This window comes from Acinetobacter halobius (genome assembly GCF_044130335.1).
Classification (GTDB): domain Bacteria; phylum Pseudomonadota; class Gammaproteobacteria; order Pseudomonadales; family Moraxellaceae; genus Acinetobacter.
The window spans coordinates 96,562-121,096 of sequence record NZ_JBIQOD010000004.1 but is presented as its reverse complement, the minus strand read 5'-3'; the positions used below and the strand labels follow the sequence as shown (position 1 = coordinate 121,096).

23 protein-coding genes and 1 pseudogene are annotated in these 24,535 nt (G+C 41.0%); 12 read left to right on the top strand and 12 right to left on the bottom strand.

Annotated elements, in window-relative coordinates; translation table 11 throughout:
- Window positions 1-72: 72 nt before the first annotated feature.
- Window positions 73-276: an NF038215 family lipoprotein gene (locus ACE01U_RS05755; protein WP_395578958.1), complete on the bottom strand. Its 204-nt coding sequence runs from the start codon at window positions 274-276 to the stop codon at window positions 73-75.
- 545 nt (window positions 277-821) lie between these two features.
- On the opposite strand from ACE01U_RS05755, the gene ACE01U_RS05750 reads away from it, so the two are divergent.
- The 5 genes from ACE01U_RS05750 to ACE01U_RS05730 all read left to right on the top strand — a co-directional run bounded on the left by ACE01U_RS05750 (window position 822) and on the right by ACE01U_RS05730 (window position 6,431).
- Window positions 822-1,370 (top strand): TetR/AcrR family transcriptional regulator, encoded by a 549-nt coding sequence (locus ACE01U_RS05750; RefSeq protein ID WP_395578921.1) that lies wholly within the window; start codon window positions 822-824, stop codon window positions 1,368-1,370.
- A gap of 12 nt (window positions 1,371-1,382) precedes the next feature.
- On the top strand, window positions 1,383-3,032 hold the full coding sequence (locus tag ACE01U_RS05745) for an MFS transporter (RefSeq protein WP_395578920.1): 1,650 nt from the start codon (window positions 1,383-1,385) through the stop codon (window positions 3,030-3,032).
- 128 nt (window positions 3,033-3,160) lie between these two features.
- Window positions 3,161-4,234 carry an HlyD family secretion protein gene (locus ACE01U_RS05740; RefSeq protein WP_395578957.1) on the top strand — a complete coding sequence of 358 codons (1,074 nt, stop codon included), beginning with the start codon at window positions 3,161-3,163 and terminating at the stop codon, window positions 4,232-4,234.
- Between the two features lie 63 nt (window positions 4,235-4,297).
- Window positions 4,298-5,167, top strand: coding sequence for a 1-aminocyclopropane-1-carboxylate deaminase/D-cysteine desulfhydrase (locus ACE01U_RS05735; RefSeq protein ID WP_395578919.1), 870 nt, complete (start codon window positions 4,298-4,300; stop codon window positions 5,165-5,167).
- Between the two features lie 64 nt (window positions 5,168-5,231).
- Window positions 5,232-6,431 (top strand): BaiN/RdsA family NAD(P)/FAD-dependent oxidoreductase, encoded by a 1,200-nt coding sequence (locus ACE01U_RS05730; RefSeq protein ID WP_395578918.1) that lies wholly within the window; start codon window positions 5,232-5,234, stop codon window positions 6,429-6,431.
- Between the two features lie 21 nt (window positions 6,432-6,452).
- On the opposite strand, the gene ACE01U_RS05725 is transcribed toward ACE01U_RS05730, so the two are convergent.
- The 4 genes from ACE01U_RS05725 to ACE01U_RS05710 form a co-directional block, all read right to left on the bottom strand.
- Window positions 6,453-6,605, bottom strand: a complete 153-nt coding sequence (locus tag ACE01U_RS05725) for a hypothetical protein (protein ID WP_171494572.1) — start codon at window positions 6,603-6,605, stop codon at window positions 6,453-6,455.
- Window positions 6,606-6,772: 167 nt separating this feature from the next.
- Complete coding sequence (locus tag ACE01U_RS05720; protein WP_395578917.1) at window positions 6,773-6,964, bottom strand: hypothetical protein; 192 nt, start codon at window positions 6,962-6,964, stop codon at window positions 6,773-6,775.
- A 62-nt stretch (window positions 6,965-7,026) separates the two neighbouring features.
- Complete coding sequence (locus tag ACE01U_RS05715; protein WP_395578916.1) at window positions 7,027-8,733, bottom strand: mechanosensitive ion channel; 1,707 nt, start codon at window positions 8,731-8,733, stop codon at window positions 7,027-7,029.
- Window positions 8,734-8,899: 166 nt separating this feature from the next.
- Window positions 8,900-9,178, bottom strand: coding sequence for a hypothetical protein (locus tag ACE01U_RS05710; protein WP_086208541.1), 279 nt, complete (start codon window positions 9,176-9,178; stop codon window positions 8,900-8,902).
- 284 nt (window positions 9,179-9,462) lie between these two features.
- On the opposite strand from ACE01U_RS05710, the gene ACE01U_RS05705 reads away from it, so the two are divergent.
- The 5 genes from ACE01U_RS05705 (at window position 9,463) to ACE01U_RS05685 (ending at window position 13,603) form a co-directional block, all read left to right on the top strand.
- The gene (locus tag ACE01U_RS05705; protein WP_086208542.1) at window positions 9,463-9,885 is read left to right on the top strand and encodes a hypothetical protein; all 423 of its coding nucleotides are present in this window, start codon (window positions 9,463-9,465) and stop codon (window positions 9,883-9,885) included.
- A gap of 538 nt (window positions 9,886-10,423) precedes the next feature.
- Complete coding sequence (locus tag ACE01U_RS05700) at window positions 10,424-11,368, top strand: transporter substrate-binding domain-containing protein (RefSeq protein ID WP_086208543.1); 945 nt, start codon at window positions 10,424-10,426, stop codon at window positions 11,366-11,368.
- A 68-nt stretch (window positions 11,369-11,436) separates the two neighbouring features.
- Window positions 11,437-12,180 carry an amino acid ABC transporter permease gene (locus ACE01U_RS05695; protein ID WP_086208544.1) on the top strand — a complete coding sequence of 248 codons (744 nt, stop codon included), beginning with the start codon at window positions 11,437-11,439 and terminating at the stop codon, window positions 12,178-12,180.
- Complete coding sequence (locus ACE01U_RS05690; protein WP_005399959.1) at window positions 12,180-12,863, top strand: ABC transporter permease subunit; 684 nt, start codon at window positions 12,180-12,182, stop codon at window positions 12,861-12,863. Before ACE01U_RS05695 ends, ACE01U_RS05690 begins: the two co-directional genes overlap by 1 nt.
- 14 nt (window positions 12,864-12,877) lie before the next feature.
- A complete protein-coding gene (locus tag ACE01U_RS05685; protein ID WP_171264431.1) occupies window positions 12,878-13,603 on the top strand; it encodes an amino acid ABC transporter ATP-binding protein in 726 nt (241 codons plus the stop codon).
- Between the two features lie 68 nt (window positions 13,604-13,671).
- Here ACE01U_RS05685 and ACE01U_RS05680 read toward each other — a convergent pair.
- Window positions 13,672-14,380: pseudogene (locus ACE01U_RS05680) on the bottom strand (carbonic anhydrase).
- A 700-nt stretch (window positions 14,381-15,080) separates the two neighbouring features.
- Here ACE01U_RS05680 and ACE01U_RS05675 point away from each other — a divergent pair.
- Window positions 15,081-16,268, top strand: coding sequence for an ammonium transporter (locus tag ACE01U_RS05675; protein WP_086208548.1), 1,188 nt, complete (start codon window positions 15,081-15,083; stop codon window positions 16,266-16,268).
- A 53-nt stretch (window positions 16,269-16,321) separates the two neighbouring features.
- Here ACE01U_RS05675 and ACE01U_RS05670 read toward each other — a convergent pair whose 3' ends face one another.
- Window positions 16,322-17,023, bottom strand: coding sequence for an HAD family hydrolase (locus ACE01U_RS05670; protein WP_395578915.1), 702 nt, complete (start codon window positions 17,021-17,023; stop codon window positions 16,322-16,324).
- Between the two features lie 180 nt (window positions 17,024-17,203).
- On the opposite strand from ACE01U_RS05670, the gene ACE01U_RS05665 reads away from it, so the two are divergent.
- A complete protein-coding gene (locus ACE01U_RS05665; RefSeq protein WP_395578914.1) occupies window positions 17,204-17,893 on the top strand; it encodes a phosphatase PAP2 family protein in 690 nt (229 codons plus the stop codon).
- Here ACE01U_RS05665 and ACE01U_RS05660 read toward each other — a convergent pair.
- From ACE01U_RS05660 to ACE01U_RS05640, 5 genes are all read right to left on the bottom strand, one after another.
- Complete coding sequence (locus ACE01U_RS05660; RefSeq protein ID WP_086208551.1) at window positions 17,888-19,204, bottom strand: ATP-binding protein; 1,317 nt, start codon at window positions 19,202-19,204, stop codon at window positions 17,888-17,890. The genes ACE01U_RS05665 and ACE01U_RS05660 overlap by 6 nt on opposite strands.
- The gene (locus ACE01U_RS05655) at window positions 19,205-19,885 is read right to left on the bottom strand and encodes a response regulator transcription factor (protein ID WP_110974329.1); all 681 of its coding nucleotides are present in this window, start codon (window positions 19,883-19,885) and stop codon (window positions 19,205-19,207) included.
- A 3-nt stretch (window positions 19,886-19,888) separates the two neighbouring features.
- Window positions 19,889-21,547: a phosphoethanolamine transferase gene (locus tag ACE01U_RS05650; RefSeq protein ID WP_110974330.1), complete on the bottom strand. Its 1,659-nt coding sequence runs from the start codon at window positions 21,545-21,547 to the stop codon at window positions 19,889-19,891.
- 465 nt (window positions 21,548-22,012) lie between these two features.
- Window positions 22,013-23,137 (bottom strand): porin, encoded by a 1,125-nt coding sequence (locus ACE01U_RS05645; RefSeq protein WP_395578913.1) that lies wholly within the window; start codon window positions 23,135-23,137, stop codon window positions 22,013-22,015.
- Window positions 23,138-23,278: 141 nt separating this feature from the next.
- The gene (locus ACE01U_RS05640) at window positions 23,279-24,535 is read right to left on the bottom strand and encodes an MFS transporter (protein ID WP_395578912.1); all 1,257 of its coding nucleotides are present in this window, start codon (window positions 24,533-24,535) and stop codon (window positions 23,279-23,281) included.

Below are 24,535 nucleotides of genomic sequence, written 5' to 3'. Positions count from 1 at the left end.
AATGCATCTTTTATACTGCACATCGCACCTTGCACCACCATGTACTGACAATATGCCTTCCTATTTTACATCTTAGTAGGCATCAGCCTGTGTAGGCATTTTCTGATTAAAAGCCATTTCTTGTGATGGAAGTTTATAGTCACGATCATGCACAGGAACACCACCAATAATCATGGTACGAGCCTCAGTTCTAGGCTGGTTCAAATCCTTTTTTGCATCACACGCGGTTAGCTGAGTGAGCAATAAAACCAAAACTAGGGTAGATAAGGTTTTCATCATAGCCCCTCATTTATCATTATTGTGCTTTCAGCATAGCACTTTTATTTTTCCAATCCTATCGACTTTGTTACAACTCTTATCTAGCCAAATGAGGGTTCTGTATGTATTTTTTTATTTATAATAAATATCAATCATTCGTTTATAAAACAATAATATAAATGATTTAAGTTAACCAAAATTCGATTTAAATATTTATCCGACGTATTGAAAAACTATCTTGGCGGAGTCTTATCTTGTTTTATTCAATTTCTTCATCAGCCTGCGGCTCGCCCTACTTTTATTTCAATAAAAGTAGGCAAAACCATTGTGATCTGCAAAACCTGTTCATTCCTTGGATTTATTCAAATATAGCGAATAAAACATTATCTTATTTACACCATGCAGGTTGCAGATGACGTTTCCGAGTCGCCTATTTCTTATCGAAATTAGATTAAATTAGAAAAAGACAAACCGATTTACAAAATCTTACAGGATTAAATATTTACAACGGACACTTTTGTCCGTTAAATAATAGCACTCCCAAATCAAATGAAATAATCACCATGACCAGTCGTCAACAGCGTGCTGCACAAAACCGTGAGGAATTGCTGGAAGCTGCAGTTCAGGTTTTTCGTACACACGGAATCAATGCTCCCTTACAAATGATCATTGATGCAGCCAATGTCGGGCGGGCGACGTTTTATCGTAATTTTGATGACCGTCGTGCCTTGGTGATTGCACTCATGGAACAAGCTTTGGAACGTCTCGCTGTTCGTGCGGCAGCGTTTTCTCAGTATGAAGATGGTTTTATTCGTTTAATTGAAAACCATGTTTATAACTTGCCCTATTTAACCGCACTGATGGAATATTGGCGGGTGATTGAGCGTGATGATCCCGTCATGGTCGATATCTACGCGCGCCGCAATGCGATTTTACAACCGTTAATTGATCAAGCCATACAGCACGGCGTATGCCGCCCCGATTTGACTACCCAAGATTACGCCATGATTACAGCGATTTTAAGGACTTCATTTCAAGGGCTAACCGATCTAGAGCAACAACAACTTGCACAACGTGCAATTGAACTCTTACTCAATGGTATTCGGGCATAAAGGTCACCACTCATGACACAGCCACCGCGTTTACTCGAACCTGCACCAAACTGGACAGCCGAAGAAAAGCCAACCCTGCCTGGCTCTCCTGCCGTGATCGCACACTCCACGCCTAAGCGCTTCATATATTTTTTTATTGGTTTATTTGTCGCACTGTCTGCAAGTCTCAGTAACGGTTTTATTACCGCGAATTTACCCTTAATTCAGAGTGAATATGGACTCACACCCTCTGAGGTGGCATGGATTCCTGCAGCTTATGTCATGGCCAATGTCAGTGCGAATCTGATTTTGTTTAAAGCCCGCCAACAATACGGTCTGCGTCTATTTTCTGAAATAGGCCTGCTGATTTTTATTGTAGTTTTAGTTTTACACGTCTTTGTACATACCTTTGAAATGGCTGTACTGGTGCGTTTTATTAGTGGCATGGTTGCAGCACCGCTCAGCTCTTTAGGCATGTATTACATTATGCAGGCTTTTAAGCGAGAAAATTTTGGTCGAAGTATCTATTTGGCTTTAGGCTTCCAACAGCTTGGTATTCCCTTAGCATGGATCATTTCTCCGTACCTTATTGATGTCAATAACTGGAATGTCCTATATACCTTTGAAATTGGTTTAGCCCTGTGCTGTTTTGCAATGGTGGTGTCGCTTAAATTACCCCGCAGTTTAAGAATTGCTGTTTTTGAAAAGCAGGACTTTTTCACCTTTGCCTTGCTTGCGCCCGGTTTTGCCTTTTTGTGTATTGTACTGACCCAAGGGCCAATCTTGTGGTGGTTTGAAGTGAAATGGTTGGCATACCTTTTAATTGCAGGGTTCAGTCTGATTGTGATTGGTTTGGTCTACGAACATTATCGGGTCAATCCACTGATTATGACGCGTTGGCTGGGGACATCATCTACGCTTCGTTTTATCATCGGTGCCTTTGCAATTCGCTTCTTAATGTCAGAGCAAAGTTATGCTGCCGTGAGTTTTCTCAAAACGATGGGTATGGGCCCCGATCAATTTGTCCCGCTCTATGTGGTGATCTTTTTAGGCATTGTGTCTGGAACCTTATTTAGTGCCATCACTTTTTCACGTGAACGGATTATTTGGCACCTACTGTTAGCAGAAGCTTTGGTATTAATTGCTTGCGGGCTAGATTTTCACCTCACCAGCGATATTCGCCCTTCCAACTTCTACGGCAGTCAGTTTTTGGTAGGCTTTGCCAGTGGTGTATTTATTGGTCCACTCTTAATCACGGGTATCTTAAATGCTATGCAAAAAGGCCCTACCCATATTGTCACGTTCATTGTTTTATTTTCAGCGACTCAAACATTTGGTGGCTTAGTCGGTTCATCGTTTTACTCCACCTATCAACAAGTCCGAACCCAGAACTATCGTGCTGAAATGATTCAACAACTCCCCGAAACCAATCCGTTGATTGCACAGCGTCTTTTAGCGTATCAACAAAGTTCGCATAGTTACACGCTCGATCAGCAGTTAGAGCAACAACAAGCCTTAAAAAATTTAAATCAAGTGGTGACTCGAGAAGCTCAAGTACGTGCCTATAACGATGTGATTAGCTTCAATGGCGTTGTTGCCATGCTGCTGTTGCTATGGGGGACATTCCTGATTGTACGGAATCAATATCAACTGCGACAACAGGCGAAAATCGGTCCTGCCTAATGCCACTGCTCCCTATTTACTGAGAAATTGTTATGTCTGAAGATCAAAAACCAGTAGCACCCGCTGAAACAGCTGCAACGACTGAAAATACAGCTCAGCCTGAACAGCCCGTGACAGCAACAACACCGATGACGCCCATTACGCCACCGTCGAGTAAATTGATTCCAACAGCAAAACGTACGCTGATTTTGATGTTTTTAGTACTCATCATCGGGATCGGCATCATTTTATGGGCATGGAAAATTGGACCATTTGACAGTGCCGTTGAGTCCACTGACAACAGCTATGTCAAAGGCAAAACCACAGTACTTTCTTCTCAAATTAATGGCTATGTCAAAGATGTGTTGGTCAGTGATTTTGATCACGTCAAAAAAGGACAGATGTTGATGCATATTGATGCCACCACCTATGACCAAAAAGTCACACAGGCTGAAGCAGGCGTGGATCAAGCCCAAAATAACCTCTCCAATCAAAGCCAAAATATTGCTCAACGTAAAGCCGACATTGTCGCGGCAGAAGCCAAAGTGGAACAAGCGCGAACAGCCTACCAACTGTCATTGACACAACAGCATCGCTTTCAACAGTTAGGCGACTCTGGTGCAGCGTCTAAATCAGAACAAGACAAAGCCTTTGCCGATACCCAAAATAATTTAGCCTTACTGCAACAAGCACAGGCCAATGTCCTAGTGGCGAAAGAAGCCCTCAAAACTGCACAAGTCGCTGAAACTGGGCTCAAAGCACAAGTGACCAATGCCGCTGCACAACTAGATCAAGCCAAAACCACCAAAAATTACAGCAGTATTATCGCCCCGATGGATGGACAACTGGGTGAAGTCAATCCACGTGTGGGACAATATGTGGCAGCAGGCACACAGTTGCTCTATCTGATTCCACAGCAAACTTGGGTCACGGCAAACTTTAAAGAAACTCAAATTGCCAATATGAAAATTGGACAAAAAGCATGGTTCACGGTGGACGCCCTTAATCATCAGAAATTTACAGGTCATGTCGAGCAAATTTCTCCAGCGGCAGGCTCAGAGTTTAGTGTGCTTAAAGCCGATAATGCGACGGGCAACTTTACCAAAGTAGTGCAACGCATTGCGGTACGGATTGCAATTGATCCGAATCAAACAGGCATTGAAAATTTACGCCCTGGCATGTCGGTGATTAGTTCGGTTGATACCCGATCTGCACAGCATTAATCTTGTGCAGAAACTACGACTTTTCACTTACACTATGCACTCAGCCAAATTCACAAGCGCCCTATGTTTGAAACAATTGCCCAAACCATTCCTTATCAACACATCAGTGTTGGCGGGATCAATATCAGCATCAAACGTTTAGACCTGGTCCATCCATACATTTCAGGCAATAAATTTTTTAAACTGAAATACAACCTGTTAGTGGCACAGCAACAAGGCTATAAAAAACTGCTGACTTTTGGTGGTGCCTATTCCAATCATATTGCCGCGACAGCCTATGCAGCGCAGTTATTGGGTTTTGAGAGTCTGGGCATTATTCGAGGTGAAGAACTGGCTAGTAAAGCTTTGAATGCAACTTTAAGTACAGCACAGCAATTCGGCATGCAATTGCAATTTGTGACGCGAGAAGCCTATCGGCAAAAGCAAAGTTCAGCCTACTTAGCACAGTTACAACAAGATTATCCTGATTATTATGTGATTCCTGAAGGGGGCACCAATCCCCTTGCCATTCAAGGCTGTACAGAAATTCTCTCTGATGCGGATCGACAAAATTTCGATCTGATTTGCTGTGCTGTGGGTACAGGTGGCACCATTGCGGGTCTGATTGAAGCCAGTCATTCGCAGCAGCAAGTTTTGGGCTTCTCCGCACTCAAAGGTGTTTTTTTGAGTACCGAGGTCGAGCAGCTCACCCCAAAACGGAATTGGCAAATTACCGATCAATATTGCTGTGGCGGTTATGCCAAAACCACGGCTGAACTCCTGCAATTTATTCAAGACTTTGAGCAGCAATATGACATTCCACTGGAACAAATTTACACAGGCAAAATGCTGTTGGGCTTAAGCGATTTAATTCAACAAGGTACATTTCCACGAGACCATCGTATTTTAGTGATTCATTCAGGTGGACTGCAAGGTCGTTTAGCCGCGCTTTAGATAGTCCTGAAAAAGCAAAAAAGATGGTCTATAATGCCCTGCTTTATTCTCCCGTGAGTGTGTCATGTCCACAAATCAATATGATGTCTTAGTTTTAGGTGCAGGTGCATCTGGCTTAATGACAGCCTATATGGCAGCTCAACGCGGACGTAAAGTGGTGGTGGTAGAAAAAGCCAATAAAGTTGGCAAAAAAATTCTCATGTCAGGTGGGGGTAAATGTAACTTTACCAATCTCTATGTCGAACCCAGCAACTTTATTTCACATAATCCACACTTTGTGATTTCAGCCCTCACTCGCTATACCAATTGGGACTTTATAGGCATGGTCTGTGAGTACGGGATTGAATATGAAGAGCGTAAACACGGTCAGCTGTTCACCCTAAAAGGTGCCAAAGAAATTTTAGCCATGCTGTTGGCCGAATGTGAAAAAACAGGTTTGGTCGAGATTAAAACCAACTGTGAAGTGAAAGCTATCACTGCACTCGCTGAACAAGGTTTTCAAATTGCCACGACGCTGGGGTATTTTGAAACCGAATCTGTAGTCATTGCATCGGGTGGTTTATCTATACCGACCTTAGGGGGGTCAGGGATTGGCTATGAAATTGCAAAGCAATTTGGTCACCATGTTTATCCAACTCGCGCAGGTTTAGTACCTTTCACCTTTTCAGATAGTTTTAAAGAAGTGACCACACGCTTAAGTGGCAACGCAGTCGATGCCACTTTATCAAATGACTTAAACGCTTTCACCGAAGCGCTTTTATTTACTCATCGTGGGCTCAGTGGACCAAGCTCGCTACAGCTATCGAATTACTGGGATGTAGGGCAAAGTTTTAAAATTGACTTCCTACCAAGTGCAGATGTGCACGACTACTTAAAGGCCAAGAAACACAGTCAACCCAAAGCCCTACTTCGCACGTTAATGGGTGAACATTTCCCGAAAAGTGTAGTGGTTGAACTGCAAAACCTGATTTGGCCTGAGCTGGCTGAAACAGCGATTGGCCAACTGTCAGATGAAAAACTGGAGCATATTGCAACGCGCATACATGCGTTTGAAGTCAAACCATCAGGAACCGAAGGCTACCGTACCGCTGAGGTGACTTTAGGCGGTGTAGATACCACGGAAGTTTCATCGAAAACCATGGAAAGTAAAAAGCAAAAAGGCCTGTACTTTGTTGGCGAAATATTGGATGTGACAGGACATTTGGGCGGTTTTAACTTCCAATGGGCATGGTCATCTGCACATGCCGCATCAGAATATGTCTAAGCCATCTGCTTAAACGATAAATTATTCTAAATAATCAGTGCGTAAGAGTACGCACTGCTTTTGCTTCTGCTGACGAGCAAGCGCTAAGTCCATTTTTGCAATCGCAATTTGCACATGGCTAAGTTCAGTCACGGTACGGCGCAACATCAATGTCTTTTTTAATATTTTCATCATTGGTTTTTCCTTGTGTATGTACAATTTATCAAAATAAATTGTGAAATATTCATCAATTCATATTTCAAAGTATAGGCATCTAAGTATTTCTAATTTATGAAATATCCATATTTCACATGCATTAAACATACCAAATTAAATGCCATTCAACACTATATACTTTTGTATTATTTTTCATCATCCTTTTCAGTCACTTCTCGCTCAGAAGATTGCGCAGGAAACATCTCTGACGCTGTGGATTGCTTAGCTTCTGCTTTCGGCTTCGCAAAGACAAACTTATAAGCACTCACGAAAAATCCAACGGTAATGCCTGCAATAATAATGGGCGCAAAATATTTATTTGGGGCTTTTTTTGACATCGGTTTACTCCAATAAAAAAAACACCAACCGCCATCAGCGGTTGGTGTTTAGTGTAATTGACTTAGTCTGGATCTTTGGGGTGAACATCAATATCTTGCTCAGCTTCACCCGTTGAGCCAAAAGGCTTATTTAAAGGTTTATGCGCAGGATCAACTTCTGCGGTGGTCGGAATATCATCAGCATGTTGATATTCTTCTGCAACTGTTGGTGCATCCATTTGCTCTTTCAGTGAAGCATGCTCTTCTTTGCCTTGTGCGGACTGCGTGCTATCAGCTTTGGCCTGATACAGTGGATTCGGTTGCGTACCTTCTTTTTTGGCTTTATCTAACAAGTCGGTCAAAACCCGTTCCGCAGGTTGACGACCACCCAGACCAAAAGCCAATGCAAAAGCAATGGCAACTGCGCCAAGCGTTAAACCAAAGGCTAAGTTTACGATCGAATCTGCGATACCCATGGCACGCAAGCCCATTGCCAACACTAAGCCAATAATCAAGACACGAACAATGTTCGCTACCCAACGAGAGCTATTGTATTCACCACGTTCAATCACCTGTGCAACCAAGTTCGCCAGCCAGAAGCCCACGCCCAGAATGACTGCACCCAACAGGATGTTTGCACCAAACTGGATAAACATCGCAATCAAACCACTGATCTGCTCAAAGCCGAGTCGATTTGCTGCTTCAGAAACTGCAAATAACATGGTAAAGAACACGATGAAGTAACCCACAACGCAAGATGCTTTGGTGTTCCCTAAGAAACGTTGTAAGCCAACTTTGCTTGGAATGTCATCTACACCTGTTCCCGACAAGACTTCCACCACAAGGCTTGCGACAAAACGCGACACCACATAGGCCAAAATTAAAATCAATGCCGCCGCAATAATATGCGGAATAGCATTCATGATTTCATACAACATGGCGGTTGCAGGTTGAGAAATGGCATCAATCCCTAAAGCTTCAAAGGCGATAATCAGAGCCGTGATAATGACGATTGCAAAAACAAAAGATCCGAGCACTTTGACCAAATCTGAGTTTTTAAATAACCCAATTTTTTCAACCTGCTGCTGCACATCTAAACTTCGCAATAAGCCCTCAATAATGCCACGTACAATTTTTGCTAGAATATAACCCGCAAAAATAATCACACCCGCAATAAAGATATTCGGCAGATACAATACGGCTTCATTGACCATATTTTGGATAGGGAAAAGCAGCCCTGTGAGACCGAGTATCGACAGTACAATAGGCAAAAACAGCAAGAGAATTAACCAATAAACAATTTCACTGATGTTTTGACTGAGCGTGCTCACACCGACATCTTGACTGAGCTTTTCATCTAACTGGGTGCGATCCAATCCTTTTTGTAAACCCACTTTGACCAGATTGGCCACAATCCAGCCAATAAAACCGACCGCAATAGCAGCAAGCAACTGAGGGATAAACAATAGGAATTGCTGAACCATATTGCTAAATGGCCCACTCACACTGGTGAGATTAAGCACATTGAGTGCGCCAATCACCGCAATAATCAAAATCAGCCAAAACACAACACGGGAAACAATATTTTCAATATTTGAACGATGCCCTGTGGCACTCGATAGTTTTTGATTGGTGCCCAGTTTGGTTAAGACTTTTTTCACAGCACCTGCAATGAGCAAGGCAATAATCCAACCAATGATCAGAATTGCGATTGCAGACAGAATAGGATGAAACTGATCCCAATAATACATCGCATCAAATCGACCTTGATGCCCTACATAATCATTCATCTTGTTCTCCCTCTTGTTATGTCTAGATCTTCGCCAAGTACACCTTCAACATTCAATTGAGTTCTCTAGAGTAGTCTTAGCCAATGTATCAATGAGAAGTGGATTTTATTTTTTGTAATGATTCTTAAAGAAAACCCCTGTTGATGCACAAGGGTTTTCACCACCTTTAACGGTCTGTTGCTGTTGCGGTATTGCTATCTGTTGCTACCGCTTCATCACTCGTGGTCGTTGTGGCAGTATTATTTGAGCTTGCAACTGCTGTCGTTGCATTAGGATGTCCTGGTGGTGCATCAGCCTTATTCGGCTGACGATCTGCAAACATATAAAGTAATAATGCAATGAAAAAGATGCCAACCAACGCCAGCATATACACTGGCACGCGTTTTTTCTTTTGCCGCTCCTCTGGCGTTTGAACATGGGGCGGTTTACTGAAATCATGTGTCATAGCTCCCCCGCATTTCTATTATCAAGTTGTCGAATTTTTATACTAACAAGTGCTTGTGTAGCATTGTGTTTCAAAGCATAGTGAGATAGTAAACAAACAAATCTCAAACTATTAAATATTTGTTTTACAAACATTTAAAAACTATAGACGTATAACTTTTTAAGCTTTCAAAACCAAGGAAATGGCATTTCTATAAAGCATGGGCAAAAAGAGTCTGTCTAAAGGTCTTCTTGGGCTCAATTTGCGCTATAATCACGCACCTTGTTTTAGCTGTTTTGGACTTTATGGCATATCGTCAACAAAGTGTAACGCTTGATTTAGACACTGATGTTACGCACCAATGTCATGTGCATTTCACTCGCGATCAACACCTCATTGGTATAATTGAATTTTCTAAGCCAAGTTACATTCTCAAATGGGGCGATTTAGAGTTTTTCCGTCGTCGCACTGAAGAATTTTCTGTGATGCCGTTTCCTGAATGTATCAATGCCATGATCATTGATATTCGAAATGTGCAAGCCTTTTTAGACAATGAAACGCCGATTATTCCTTGGCGTTTACTCGAAGAAGAATGTCCAATACGTCTTGTTGTACCTCAAGATCGCTTAGATCATTATATCGGGTTATTTGAGCCAACATGGTTGACGACCGATATTGAAACAGCCATTTCTGAAATCCGTGAATATATGGATATGTTTGTTCACTAAAATTCTAACTTCAAACTTTAGCTCAGTGCGATTACTCAACTTAAAATCACCCCATGTAATCGCCTTAGTGACTTGTAATCGTTATCAAAATTTCATACGTGTTTCGCTCATACTGCTTGCAACTTGGTAAAAGCATCTTTTTAAAATTTAAGCTTCTTTTTTTAATTTATCTTTATAAACTCTACTTATCCCATTATATCCCCGCACACTGTGAGATGATAAAAAGCGTGTTGTGAGGCTGCTGAATTATTAGACATTCGCCTAATATGATTTAAAAAAATATTAAAATGGCATGCATTATGCTTAATTTCCTTTGTAATATCAGAGGAATATAACTATGCCCTAATTCAATGCATTATTAACAAAATATTAAAAATCCCACTTGAGCAGTAAAAGCAATCTCGATTAAGATGCAGACTAAGCTGTAAAAAAAACACCATAAAAAGAACATCTTTTGCACAGAATAAAGCTTTATCCCAATTCTGACGTTTTTAATAAAAACAATGCAATTGATGCTGCAAACAAAAGGAGTTTGTACATGACCATGCAACGTAATCTTTCTGCCCTATTTTGTGCAAGTGCACTTGCGCTGAGCCTCAGTGCATGTAGCGATAACAAAGCCCCTGCAACAGATGCCGCTAGCACTGGTGCTGATGCTTCACAGTCAGGCACTTTAGATAAGATTAAAAAATCAGGAACCATTGTTTTAGGTTACCGTGATTCTTCCATTCCATTCTCCTATATCGCAGACAACCCAAACCAACCAGTCGGCTACGCACATGATTTACAGCTCAAAGTGGTTGAAGCTGTTAAACAAAAGCTGAATATGCCTGATTTAAAAGTTCGCTATAACTTAGTCACCAGCCAAAACCGTATTCCTTTGGTTTCAAATGGTACTGTTGACCTTGAGTGTGGTTCAACCACAAACAACAAAGAACGTCAGCAACAAGTAGACTTTTCGGTAGGTTTCTTTGAAGTGGGCTCGCGCTTACTCACTGCGACAAATTCGGGAATCAAAGATTTTGCTGACCTAAAAGGCAAAAAGCTTGTGACCACAGCAGGTACAACATCTGAGCGCTATATCCGCCAACATGAAAAAGAACTCGGGATTGGTGAAGTCATTTCTGCTAAAGACCATGCTGAATCTTTCTTGATGCTTCAAAGTGGTCGTGCTGCTGCGTTTATGATGGATGATATTTTACTTGCGGGTGAAAAATCAAAAGCCAAAGATCCAAACAACTGGCACATTGTCGGTACAGCACCAATTCAAGAAGTCTATGGCTGTATGTTGCGTAAAGGCGACACAGGCTTTAAGCAAGTCGTAGATGATGCCATTAAAGCCACCTATAGTTCTGGTGAAATTAACAAGATGTACAACAAATGGTTTGAACAGCCAATTCCACCGAAAAACATTAACCTGAATTTTGCTATGTCAGACCAACTTAAAGCCTTAATTGCAAACCCACATGACCGTGATCAGTAATAGATAAACGAGAAATTAATGTTCACTCAGGCAAAGTTTCTTTGCCTGACCTATTTTAGGGGATTGTCATGAATTATAGCTGGAACTGGGGCGTCCTTTGGCAATCCACAGGCGTCGGAGATAGCACCTATCTCAGTTGGATTTTGATTGGTTTAGGCTGGCTATTTGTTATTGCTATTGTGGCTTGGAGCATTGCCATGGTGCTTGGAAGCATTCTCGGCATTATGCGAACGCTTCCGAATAAAACTGCTCGTGCCATCGGCACAGCTTATGTCACCATTTTCCGTAATGTACCACTCTTGATCCAATTGTTTATTTGGTTCTATGTAGTTCCAAACTTCCTACCAGGGCCAATCAAATCATGGTGGATCAATGATTTAAGTGCGGGTACAACTGCGCTCATTTCAGCCAGTATCGGTCTTGGACTATTTACTGCAGCACGGGTCTGCGAGCAAGTCCGCACAGGCATTGAAGCCTTACCTACAGGACAGGTCAATGCAGGTTATGCCATGGGTTTTAGTACTGCACAACTATATCGCTATGTCATTTTACCGCAGTCCTTCCGTACGATTTTGCCACCACTGAGTTCAGAGCTGACCAACTGTGTTAAAAATACTTCTGTGGCCTCTTTAGTTGGGGTCTCAGAGATTATTTCGCAGATGAAAACCATCAGCGAATATACGCAAAACACTATCGAAATCTATACCTATGTCACGCTTATTTTCATCGTTATCAACGTGTGCTTAATTACCTTAATGACGCTGCTTGAAAAACGTTTACGTGTCCCAGGTTTAATTGCAGGAGCTAAATAATGGAATGGCTCACCGCATTTACCCATGATTTGCAGTTATCTGCACCTGCCCTATGGCATGGTTTAAGCATCACTTTAAAAGTGGTCATCATCGCCACCATTGGCGGTATTTTCATTGGCACACTGTTGGCACTGATGCGTTTGTCTTCTATTCGCATCTTGAATTTAATTGCCCAAGGTTATGTCAATTTATTCCGCTCGATTCCACTCCTGTTGGTATTGATGTGGTTCTACTTTGCTGTACCGTTCATCTACACCACAGTCACGGGAAATTACCTGACCATTGATACCGCTTTGGTCTCAAGTATTGTGGCGTTCATGTTGTTTGAAGCGGCTTATTTCTCTGAAATTGTCCGTGCAGGGATTCAATCGATTCCTAAAGGACAGTCTGCCGCGGCGTATGCACTAGGTATGACCTATGGTCAGTCCATGCGTTTAATCATTTTGCCGCAAGCATTTCGTAAAATGACACCGCTGCTGTTACAGCAAACCATCATCTTGTTCCAAGACTCAACCATGGTTTACGCCATTGGCCTACTCGACTTCTTCCGTACCAACTACGTGCGGGGCGATTTGATGTCTCTATTAACGCAATATATTTTATTTGCAGGCTTGGTCTATTTCACCATCAGTATGCTAGCCACATATGCAGTAAAACGATTACAAAGGAGGTTAAGCGTATGAGCGACCAAAAAGTAATGATTGACCTCCAAAATGTCAGTAAATGGTATGGCGATTTTCAAGTTTTAACCGATTGCACCACACAAATTTGCCAAGGTGAAGTAGTGGTAGTCTGTGGCCCATCAGGCTCAGGCAAATCAACCCTGATTAAAACAGTGAATGGACTGGAAGCCTTCCAACAAGGTCAGATCACAGTTGACGGTATTCCTATTAACGACCCAAAAACAGACTTAACCAAATTACGTAGTCGCGTGGGTATGGTGTTTCAGCACTTTGAACTGTTTCCACACTTAAGCATTACGGAAAATTTGACCATTGCCCAAATTAAAGTATTGGGCCGCTCTGAAACTGAAGCGAAAAAGAAAGGTTTAGGCTATTTAGAACGTGTCGGGCTGAGTGCACATGCTCATAAATTTCCAGCACAACTTTCAGGTGGACAACAACAACGTGTCGCTATCGCCCGTGCACTTAGTATGGACCCGATTGCCATGCTGTTTGATGAGCCGACATCTGCGCTTGACCCTGAAATGATTAATGAAGTTCTTGATGTGATGGTCGAACTGGCACATGAAGGCATGACCATGATGTGTGTCACCCATGAAATGGGTTTTGCCCGCCAAGTGGCAAATCGTGTGCTGTTTATGGATCAAGGTAAAATTGTCGAAGACTGTAGTAAAGATGAATTCTTTAATACTAAACGTGGAGATCGTGCTCAACAGTTCTTAGACAAGATCTTGCACTAGCATAGAGACGTGTTATCCCACCTTAAAAAAAAGCAGGTCAAACGATCTGCTTTTTTTAAACTTAGATTCTAGTCTAAAACTAAACGTGCATTGATGGCTTGAACAGGACGGTTATTCGGATACCCTATCAGTGCAGCGAATTTTGCGATTTGCTGCGCTGATGCCTGTTGTATATCTTTTAAGACCACTCAACGTACACTCTCAGTACACGGTGGTGTCGTAAGTGAACCATTAAAACGATAGTAGCCATGTGTCGCGGGTAAAAATTCATTCGCTCTCAAACTTAACCCTTTCTTTGATTGTCTTTGTTGCCATAGCCGTTCCAGTGTTAAATTCTTTTTGCCTGCTTCATACATTACCGCAACCACGGCCAACTCACCTTTTTCAGAAACATGAACTAAATGTAATTCTATGGGAAAGCTTTTCCCTTTGATCATATTTTCTGAGGGGCTGAGATGCATTTGCAATAATTGAAATCGTTCACCCTCTAAACTTAAATAACTACCTTGATGAAAATTGATTTGTACCGTATGGGGAAGTTGCACAATATCGCTGGCAGAAGTTTTGTAGTTAAAATGAAGTGCTGCGAGTTCTGCTGAAATCACACGTTCTATATTAATAGGTGATTGATTATATCCCGCACATGCTTGATATTGGGGATTCAACTGACTCCAGTGCTTTTTCTGCTTGATAGCCCCAATCTGATGTTAACTCACTGGCTGACCAACCCACCACACAGGGAAACCCAAACAATGCTGCTATTATTTTATACTTCATATTCCTTCATCAAAAAATAGATCTCAAATGATCCAATATCCTCCATGAATTGACTAGGCTCCAGCAAAACTAAAAATGACATTTCAAACAGATTTTTTCATGTTTTGTTTCAGTGCTTTAAGGATTTAGACAAAACAAAAATACCTCTTTCGATTAAGCTTTTTATTTATTTTTTTAATCTCGAACCTAAAATTGAAATGATCATATATGACAAAAATTACAATTAATAACATTTAGTTATGTGAATTTTCCATCGTTATAAATAAGAAATGAATCTCGATGTAATTCCTAAAACTTTTGGCTTGATTTTAGCCACGCACAATCAAAATGCAGACTTTTTGTTATTTGCGTTCCAAAATAGAACAAATTCAGTTCAAATTGAACCCCATACATTTTTTCCAGACTATTTTTTTGCTCTCAGCTCAAATGCATCCAAATTTTGCAGTAAATATACAATCACATATTTAAAATAAATAAATGTAATATTTTCAGATATTTATAATTAAATCATATTTTCATAAACGCACCAGTAAGATGCGTTAACACCATCATGGTGCATATTAATGCTTTATATCGGGTCTTATTATTTTTAAGCAAAACTTAATCAATATTTCCTTTTTGCTTAGCTCTTCACGAAATGACAAGCATCAGTATACTGAGCTTCTTTTTGCAAAATTTTGCACTCAAATGGAACCTAAACATGCAAAATATTGACTTACTTTTTCTTCTTCTTGGTGCAGTTTTAGTCCTCGCCATGCATGCAGGTTTTGCTTTTTTAGAACTAGGGACAGTTCGACATAAAAACCAAGTGAATGCCTTAAGTAAAATTTTAACGGACTTTTCACTCTCTGCAATTGCCTACTTTTTTGTAGGTTATTACATTTCTTATGGACATCACTTTTTCCATATCGGGGATACTTTAGCAGCGGATCATGGCTATAACCTAATGCGCTGCTTCTTCCTGCTCACTTTTGCAGCCGCAATTCCAGCAATCATCTCAGGTGGCATTGCTGAACGTGCCAAGATGCGTTCTCAAGCCATTGCAACCGTTTTGCTAGTAGCTTTGGTTTATCCTTTTTTTGAAGGTATCGCTTGGAATGGCAACTTTGGCTTACAACAATGGTTGCAAAGCACTTTCGGTGCAAGTTTCCATGATTTCGCAGGTTCTGTGGTTGTGCATGCTATGGGAGGGTGGATTGCCCTTGCTGCAGTTATTTTACTTGGAGCACGTCACGGACGTTATAAAAAGGATGGTCGGGTCAGTGCTCATCCACCCTCTTCTATTCCTTTCCTAGCCTTAGGTTCTTGGATATTAATTGTAGGTTGGTTCGGCTTTAACGTTATGAGTGCACAACGTTTAGATGCAATTTCAGGACTCGTAGCAATTAACTCCCTCATGGCCATGGTCGGTGGAACATTAGCAGCTAACTTTGCTGGAAAAGATGACCCAGGTTTCTTACATAATGGTCCTTTGGCGGGTCTTGTTGCAATTTGTGCAGGTTCTGATGTTGTACACCCTATAGGTGCTTTAATCATTGGTGCTATTGCAGGACTTATGTTTGTTAAACTCTTCACCTATACGCAAAACAAGCTCAAAGTCGATGATGTACTCGGCGTATGGCCTTTACACGGCGTATGTGGCGCATTCGGTGGGCTTGCAGTTGGTGTATTTGGTCAAAAATGGCTTGGTGGCTTAGGTGGGGTAGCTATGATGTCGCAGTTAATTGGTACATTGTTGGCAATTGGCATAGCCATGCTTGGAGGACTTGTTGTTTATGGCACTTTAAAAGCCACGATGGGGATTCGTTTAAGTCAAGAGGATGAATTCCGAGGAGCAGACTTGTCTATTCATAAAATTTCTGCCAACTCTGATGACAGCATGTTCTAAAATCATGTTCCATTTCAACGCGACCCTTATGGGTCGCTTTTTTATTCTCTGATTTAAACGTCAGTCATTGCTGTTAAATGCTTAAAAATCTCAGACAATGCCGTAATCTGTGGGGCATTTATTGTTACCAATGGTTGATGAAAGCCTGATAACCACAGGGCTTGCATTCCTGCCTGCTGTGCACCGTGTACATCATTAATCGGATGATCCCCAACAAATAAGCACTGCTCAACTTCAACATGTAATTGTTGTGCCGTATCAATAAAAATATCTGGTTTTGGTTTAGCTTGTCCAAATAGCCCAGAAGTATTGATCACATCAAAATAATGCGCAAAGCCCAAGCCATTTAATATAGACAAGCGTGTTGCATGACCACCATTTGAAATAATCGCAAGTTTATATCCCGCTTGCTTTAAATGAGTCAGCGTTTGTTCAGCATCGGGCATTGCCACAGCACAGCGACCAAATTGTTCAAACCAAAAATTACTTAAGTCATTCAAATCAGGAGCTGAATTCCAACTAAGCTCCTGTAGCAAAGCATAAGCCACTGAAGCACCAATACTTGTGTGGGTTAAATGTTCTTTTAAGGGATAGCCCCCATTGTCTATACGATTGACGATAGTCTCTATCTGTACAACATTTACACTTTGTAATTGTACGTGATAATAATCCACAAGCTGTTGGCTAAACGCAGCAACACTGCGTCCACGGTGGGTTAAGGTATTATCTAGATCAAATAAAACTGCACGTATCACGCTGTCTTTTCCCAATATTGTTTAGACTCAACCTAACATCGAATTGCTGCACCACTTTAGCCTTAAATGAATAAGTAAATCACTGATTTTGCTAAAAGCGATGAAAGACCAAAACCGTTAAGCCTGCTTTAAGCTAACACTGTTGGAATAGCAGCTTATTTTTATTTTACGGCGTATCTTGTGTCAGATCAGCAACGTTTTTTTATACTTCAGTTTTTTATTTTGACACTTGGTTTTTCCATTTTATGGCTCCTCTTTCCAGTGGCAGGAACATTGGATTTACACCTGATTCAACCCTATATGGATCGGACAGGTCATTTCCCATTAAAACGAGATTGGGCCCTAGCCGAACTCAATCATCGCTATGTCAAAGACATACTCATTGCAGTTTACTTGATTTACTTACTGAAATGGGCTGCATCGTATAAGTGGACTGCCCTAAAACCACAGCGCTGGCAAAGTGGTTATTTCATTGGCTTAGTCCTTATCAGCACCAGTTGCATTGGCATATTAAAATCACAATCTGGTCATGCATGCCCATGGGATATGACACTCGCTACCGTACATGATTTCTTTTGGGACTTTTCAGCAACAGCAGGTCATTGTTTTCCTGGTGGACATGCTGCCACAGGATTTGCTCTATTTGTGGGATATTTTGTCTATCGACTCACTGAGCCAAAACGTGCATGGTTTTATTTGTTTGCTGCCCTGATTTTAGGTTTTGTAATGGGCTGGGCACAAATGATGCGTGGCGCACATTTCCTCAGTCATAATCTTTGGACAGCATGGGTTATCTGGTTAATTAACGTATTGGCTTATGCATTGTTTTATAAACGTTTTCTTGGAACTCAAATAAGCCCTAAACTATAAATTAAACATCACCTGAACTTGTAAGCCGCCCAGAGCTTCACTTTGCCCAAAATTCAATTTTGCCCCGACTTTCTCTGCGGCTTTATCGACAATGGACAACCCTAATCCACTGCCGACCTCTAAATGATGATGAACTCGATAGAACCGTTTTAAAATCTGATCATAAAGCTCGGGGGCAATTCCTGGTCCACTGTCTTCAATTTGGAGAATTGCTCGCTGATCTTGCTTATAAATGGAAACATTAATGACTCCCTGCTCTGGGGTATATTTAATGGCATTATCAAGCAAATTATAAACAATCGAATGCACAGCTGAACTTTGACTCTTAAGCCAAATTTGTTCTTGTTGCTCTAAACCTAAATCAATATTCTTGGCAAGTGCCAACTCCATCAATTGCTCCATACAATCTCCAACCAAATCACTTAAGCACACCTGCTGTACTGACTCTAAAGTAGGGACAGATGCATCCTGTTTGGCCAAATTAAGTAATTGAGAAACTAAATGCTGAATCCGAATTAAACCTAAACTCAGATTTTTTAAAGCCTGATGTTCTGGAAATTCATGCAATAAAATTTTCATTTGTAAATTGAGCGCTGTAATCGGTGTTCTCAGTTCATGTGCAGCATCGGCAATAAACTGTTTCTGTTCTTGCTGGAACAATGAAATCCGTTCAAACAAACGGTTCATTTCGTTGATAGTCGGTAAAATTTCAACAGGATAACCAGCTGGACGAATTGCCGTAAGCTCATGTGGTTCACGCTGTGCGAGTTCAGCTTTAAACTCATCTAAAGGCTTTAAACTACGTCCAATAATCCAATTTAACCCCCATAGCGCCAAAGGCATAAACAATAAATAAGGAATCAACATATTCGCTGCAAGTTCTAAAGCCAGTTTTTGTCGCACGCTCCGTTGTTGACTGACCTGAATCTGATATTTTTCTGTAGGTAGAACATAGGTGTTCCACAAACCTTGTGCGGTATGGTGAGTATAAAAACCTGCTTTTTTTACAGGTTGTATTAGGAGGTCAAACTTATGTTCACGCTGTTCTGGAAATTCATACGACCAGACATCTACAAATAAATCCTCTTCATGATAGTGCCGACTTACTTCAAATTCACTTTTGATCGGAGCGGGGTCATGTTCTGCCACACGTTCAGCCAAATTTCGCATTTGTGCATCAAGTATTTCATTGGTCTCTTCAAGGGCAATCCGATAAGCTGCAATCACCAATAAGCAACCCATTACAATACTGAATAAAGAGGTGTAAGTGACCAGTTGTCGCTTTAAGGAAATTGAGGTTGCTTTTGCCACTTATGATTCAACCTGCCCCAAACGATAGCCCAAACCACGAATCGTTCGAATAAAATCTTTGCCCAATTTAGCGCGTAAATGGTGAATATAAACTTCAATGGTATTGCTGTTAATTTCCGAGTCCAAATCGTATAATTTTTCTTCCAAATTTGCTTTGGAAAAAATTTTATTGGGATGGCTAACCAAAGGAATAAGTATCGCCCATTCACGATTCGATAAATCAATCGTTTGCCCTTTGTATTTAGCTAAGTGTAAATCCTCATCAAGCTCTAGCCCTGAAAAACTCAGCGTTTGTCGCTGATTTTGCTGTTTCAAAGCCCCGCTACGACGTAACAGAGCTTGTATACGGGCAAGTAACTCATCAAATTCATAAGGTTTAATTAAATAATCATCAGCACCTTGGTTTAAACCATCAACACGGTTTTGTAACTGATCTCGTGCAGAAATAATCAATACTGGTAAAGTCGGATACAGTAGTCGAATATTTTTTAAGACTTGCATACCATCCATCATCGGGAGACCCAAATCGAGTAATACCACATCAAATGCATGTTGTTGTAACTGTTTTAAACCATCAAAACCATTATTTACCCACACCACATCAAACTGCTGATAGCGCAAAAGGGTTTGCGTGGACTCAGCAATCATAAAATCATCTTCAATAATCAATATTTTTGACATGAATTAAGCTCTCGCCTTGGTCGAGGTACACTGTTCTAGCATATTATTTTTCGAATCAATCACTTCACTTTTCACCTCAAGTAAACTGAGTAAACTTGGGAATAAATGATCTTGACTCAATTCTTGGCTTTTTTGCTGAGCTAAGCAAGTCATTTGTTGTGGATTTTGCTTTTTCCATGTTTCAGAAAACCACATCAGCATCGGCACATGAGTCTGTTGGCTCGGTGCGATAGCATAAGGTGAACCATGTAAATACAGGCCGTGCTCACCAGTCGACTCACCATGATCGGATAAATACCAAAAACCCGTCTCAAAGTTTTGATTTTGCTTTAATACGCCAATCAGCTGGCTTAATATATGATCTGTATAAACAATTGAATTATCATAACTATTTTTTAGTTGTTCCGAGCTACAGCCTTGAATAGCATTGGTCTCACACATTGGTTTAAATGGTTGAAAACCCACTTGTGAACGTTTGTAATAAGCAGGCCCATGGCTACCCATTTGATGCAATACAATTAAACGTGGGGTTTTATCATCACTCGCGATACTGGCAATATAAGCTTTGAAGCTATCCACCAAAATTCCATCCGCACACTCACCATCTGCGGAACACCACTTTTTCTGTATAGGCTCAGGAATCTTAAACTGCTCCACGCGATCACACACGCCTTTGCAACCTGAATTATTATCAATCCACGTCACTTTATAGCCTGCACGTTGTGCTAAATCTAATAAGCCTTCACGATGTTTAGCCAGTTGTGCATCATAATTTTCACGTGTCATCCCAGAAAACATACAAGGTACTGACACAGCCGTTGCTGTACCACATGAACTTACTTGGCTAAAGTTAATAACGTTGAGTTTTTCAAGTTCAGGATTGGTTTTTTTTGCATACCCATTTAAAGAAAAGCTTTCTGCACGCGCAGTTTCACCGACAACCAAAACCATGAGCTTCGGCAATTTTTTCTGTCCAACTTGTTCCACTAAATGCGCATCTTCACCATACTTCACGAGTGGTAAATGCTGCTGCGGTCTATTCTTTTTATAATACGACAGTGTTGAGCTAATCGCATTTTGCGGTGAAATCATCCCTTTAAGATCGCGATGCTCACGGAAAATAGAAGCATAATCCACAAAGAAAACAAACAGCAGGCTGGCAATCACTGCAACAGAAATGGCACTACCCAATAGCTTATGTAACAAAACGGCCTTAAGCGGATCACGACGAATCTTTATCTTAAAGAGAACGACCAATGGCAAGATCACCATCGTCCCAATCCAGAATAAAAGATGCCAAGACAATAAATCACGTACTTCATTACCATCGGTTTGCATCATGTTTTGAATTTGATCAGGCGTGATTGCAACTCCTAAACTATTGACAAAATAGGCACTCATGCCACCAATCAAGATTAAAATAGCGGCAACAGATTTAGCGATTGGGCGCCACTGTATAATTTGAAACACCAGATTATATAATGCCAATATCACCAATACGGTCGCAGCAATGAATGCATAAGCTTTCAAGCCTTGGTATGGTGTGAGTAACTGAATTTGCTTATAAAACATAAAGTTTAATGCCACAGCTAACCACACAGCCAAATACGCATTAAAGCGTAAAAGCGATATTTCTTTGAAGACAGACTGCAAATTGAACATCTTAAATTATGTCTTTGTGATCGGATGTCCCAATGTAGTTTTCTAAACTTAAAACTCGCTTAAATAGAAAAGAGCGCTGTCGCTTTGTGTCAATTCATAACGGTAAATTAAACTATCGGATGAGATTTTTAAGACCCAACGTATGATTTGATATGTGGAATACCCTTGCACAACCAGAGCATGAATAGAAGTATGGCTTTTATGTGCAGGGTATGTCGAAGTGGCAACTTTAAAGTGAGCTGCCTTTCAAAAGCCCCCTTTAAATGCTGCAAGTCGAAGGATTTTATGGTGGTGTATATTGAGCCACTAGATGTTTTTGTTTTCGGCTAAACGAGAGAATAAACAAGCTCTGTACTGAATGTCAGATATTAAGATTTCATCTTTTTGGGCAAAAATTAAGGCGTTTCATAAAACGCCTTAATTAGATCGGCTTTAGTCTGTGTATGCCTGAGCCTGTTCTACAGCTTAAAATTTGTATTCGATCCCAGTGCCGACTACAGGTTGCTTGGTTTCAAAAGATGCTTGTTCAAGTGTCAAAATTCCTGCATAACCATAAGCTTTGACTTGCTTGGTAAAGGCATAATCAGCACCTGCAATAAACTGCTGCGCATCAAAGTCGTCTTTAGCCGTTTTGAAGCTGGTTGAGTTTTGACTGTATTGTGCTTTCACTGTCCAAGCTTTGGCAGTCGGTAAGTTATATTCAGCACCAATTAGCCAACCTTGTGCGTCGTCTATCGTAGCTGCGGCAGCATCATTGCCTTGTACATCCGCCACTTCAGAAGTTTGATATAAAGCTTTCAACGCCAAACCATTATTGAGATTGACTCGACCAATGGCACGTAAGGTATCTGCTGCTGCAAAAGCACTGCCTACCACCCCGCCTGTCACCTCAGGCGCTGATGCATTCAAAATACCACGTCCTGCAAAGGTTGATGGAATGGCCTTATCATAACCAATCCCGGCAACAAACTTTTTACTGTCATAAACCACTGACGCTGACCATGCATCGCCCAGACCACGTCCTGCAACTTTTGCTCCGCCTTTGGATTTTTCAATACCCCCTGCTTCACCAGTGGCTAACAGTGCAGTAGCTTTCAGTTTTCCTGTGCCAAGACCCCAAGCTGGCGTTTCATAGACCACAACATTATCTATACGGTTTTCACCAGTGAAAATCCCTGCCACATCAGCTTTGTTGGCCACATAGTTATTAAAGGTATCTACCACTGAAGACAGTTGTTTAACGGGAGTATCAATTTTGCCGACTTTCAATGTCCCTAATTTTGGGTCTTGTAAGCCAACAAGTAAATTACGTGGAACAAAAGTATCTGTGCTACCCCCATTGTCCACATAGAAGGTAAATTCTGCTTGATATAGTGCATTTAAACGATCTGTGAGTTTTTCTTCGCCTTTTAAGCCTAAAAAGGAGTTATTAGAGTTCAATTCAACGACATCACGGTCTTTATTTGGAGAGGCATTATCTTCAGGTAAATAATCGGCCGTGACATCAATTTCACCATAAAAAGTAGGTGCTGCGAATGTTACCCCTGCCACTAGGCTTAAAGCGATTGCGACTGCAATTTGTGTTTTCATTATCAAAATATCCTACGGTAAATTTGTTACAAATATTACCGTTCAGACATATATGACAGAACGATTAAAAAAATATTTAGTTATATTTTTTAATAATTTACCTCACTATTTAGCATTTTTTATGATTTGTTTATGAAAGCATTATGAAAAATCTGAATGCGTTGCAATGGCACGCCATTTAAAAATAAACCACAAACTCAACATCGCAATGACCACAATAATACATAAATAATGGAAATAGCCGAGCCAGTCGCCCAATATCCCGCTGATACTATATAATCCACCACTGACGGTGGCCATCAATGCCACTTGAAAGGTAAAATCAGTGCCTGCCATCTGTTTACGACTATATTGCATCACTAGGGTGAGCATGACCACCAACAACATAGATGAAGTCATATCTTCAAAAGCATTAATCAGATAAATTAACCACGGCTGAATGCCATACTTAATTTCATACTGAAAAGCCAACCATGCATAAGCTACCAAACTGAAGATTTTAAGCAGCGAGTACGCTACTAAAGCAGTGGAACGCCGAATAAATTTCAAACTGTAGCCCGCAAGTCCAGCACCCATTAAAGCGGCACAGGCCCCCAGCATGGTCACATATAGACCAATCTGGGAAAAACTTAAGCCTAAATCAACCATTAAAGGCTTCAATAGTGGCCCTGCTAAACCATCCGCTATTTTAAAGCTCAAAAGCACTGCTAACCATGCTGCGAGTACAGGACTCTGGATAAAATAAGCTAAATAGTTTTTGATCTGTTGAAAATTAAAAGATAGGGTTTGCGTTTCTGAAACCTTTCTATGCTGTGGCTCTGAGTAAACTAAAATCGGCACTGTATTTATAAAAACAATTGCCGCCAAAATCAAAAAAGTAGATTGCCAACTCAGCCAATCCAGTGCCCACAAGATTGCCCCGCCACCGACAATAAAACCAAGACGCGATCCAATCACCTGAAAGGTATTACCCCAGTGCTGTTGCTCCCCTTTTAAAATATTGACCGCCAACCCATCAGTTGCAATATCTTGCGTTGCCCCGAGCAAATTCATACTGAGTAGGCCCACAAAGAAAGCCCATAAATAAATAGGTTGATTTAATCCATCAATCGGGAGGAAAGACAGCCCAATCAACACCAGTACAGTCAAGAGTTGTAAAGGAATAATCCAACTACGATAGTGACCAAAACGGGTGATCCCAAAACGATCTAACAACGGCGCCCAAAACACTTTAATCGACCACGGTAACATCAGCAGTCCAAAACCTCCAATCTGTGCCAGTGAAACCCCCTGTGCTCTCAAAATCACGGGCAAAGCATGGGTCATAAACCCCACAGGTAAACCTTGTGCCCAATACAGCGAAAATAGCAAAATATATACATTTCGGGTCTGTAACAT

What these genes read in the sequence shown, in the direction of transcription:
- ACE01U_RS05755 (WP_395578958.1), bottom strand. Translation starts at nt 276, where the DNA reads ATGAAAACCTTATCTACCCTAGTTTTGGTTTTATTGCTCACTCAGCTA.
- ACE01U_RS05750 (WP_395578921.1), top strand. Translation starts at nt 822, where the DNA reads ATGACCAGTCGTCAACAGCGTGCTGCACAAAACCGTGAGGAATTGCTG.
- ACE01U_RS05745 (WP_395578920.1), top strand. Translation starts at nt 1,383, where the DNA reads ATGACACAGCCACCGCGTTTACTCGAACCTGCACCAAACTGGACAGCC.
- ACE01U_RS05740 (WP_395578957.1), top strand. Translation starts at nt 3,161, where the DNA reads ATGACGCCCATTACGCCACCGTCGAGTAAATTGATTCCAACAGCAAAA.
- ACE01U_RS05735 (WP_395578919.1), top strand. Translation starts at nt 4,298, where the DNA reads ATGTTTGAAACAATTGCCCAAACCATTCCTTATCAACACATCAGTGTT.
- ACE01U_RS05730 (WP_395578918.1), top strand. Translation starts at nt 5,232, where the DNA reads ATGTCCACAAATCAATATGATGTCTTAGTTTTAGGTGCAGGTGCATCT.
- ACE01U_RS05725 (WP_171494572.1), bottom strand. Translation starts at nt 6,605, where the DNA reads ATGATGAAAATATTAAAAAAGACATTGATGTTGCGCCGTACCGTGACT.
- ACE01U_RS05720 (WP_395578917.1), bottom strand. Translation starts at nt 6,964, where the DNA reads ATGTCAAAAAAAGCCCCAAATAAATATTTTGCGCCCATTATTATTGCA.
- ACE01U_RS05715 (WP_395578916.1), bottom strand. Translation starts at nt 8,733, where the DNA reads ATGAATGATTATGTAGGGCATCAAGGTCGATTTGATGCGATGTATTAT.
- ACE01U_RS05710 (WP_086208541.1), bottom strand. Translation starts at nt 9,178, where the DNA reads ATGACACATGATTTCAGTAAACCGCCCCATGTTCAAACGCCAGAGGAG.
- ACE01U_RS05705 (WP_086208542.1), top strand. Translation starts at nt 9,463, where the DNA reads ATGGCATATCGTCAACAAAGTGTAACGCTTGATTTAGACACTGATGTT.
- ACE01U_RS05700 (WP_086208543.1), top strand. Translation starts at nt 10,424, where the DNA reads ATGACCATGCAACGTAATCTTTCTGCCCTATTTTGTGCAAGTGCACTT.
- ACE01U_RS05695 (WP_086208544.1), top strand. Translation starts at nt 11,437, where the DNA reads ATGAATTATAGCTGGAACTGGGGCGTCCTTTGGCAATCCACAGGCGTC.
- ACE01U_RS05690 (WP_005399959.1), top strand. Translation starts at nt 12,180, where the DNA reads ATGGAATGGCTCACCGCATTTACCCATGATTTGCAGTTATCTGCACCT.
- ACE01U_RS05685 (WP_171264431.1), top strand. Translation starts at nt 12,878, where the DNA reads ATGATTGACCTCCAAAATGTCAGTAAATGGTATGGCGATTTTCAAGTT.
- ACE01U_RS05675 (WP_086208548.1), top strand. Translation starts at nt 15,081, where the DNA reads ATGCAAAATATTGACTTACTTTTTCTTCTTCTTGGTGCAGTTTTAGTC.
- ACE01U_RS05655 (WP_110974329.1), bottom strand. Translation starts at nt 19,885, where the DNA reads ATGTCAAAAATATTGATTATTGAAGATGATTTTATGATTGCTGAGTCC.
- ACE01U_RS05650 (WP_110974330.1), bottom strand. Translation starts at nt 21,547, where the DNA reads ATGTTCAATTTGCAGTCTGTCTTCAAAGAAATATCGCTTTTACGCTTT.
- ACE01U_RS05645 (WP_395578913.1), bottom strand. Translation starts at nt 23,137, where the DNA reads ATGAAAACACAAATTGCAGTCGCAATCGCTTTAAGCCTAGTGGCAGGG.
- ACE01U_RS05640 (WP_395578912.1), bottom strand. Translation starts at nt 24,535, where the DNA reads ATGTTACAGACCCGAAATGTATATATTTTGCTATTTTCGCTGTATTGG.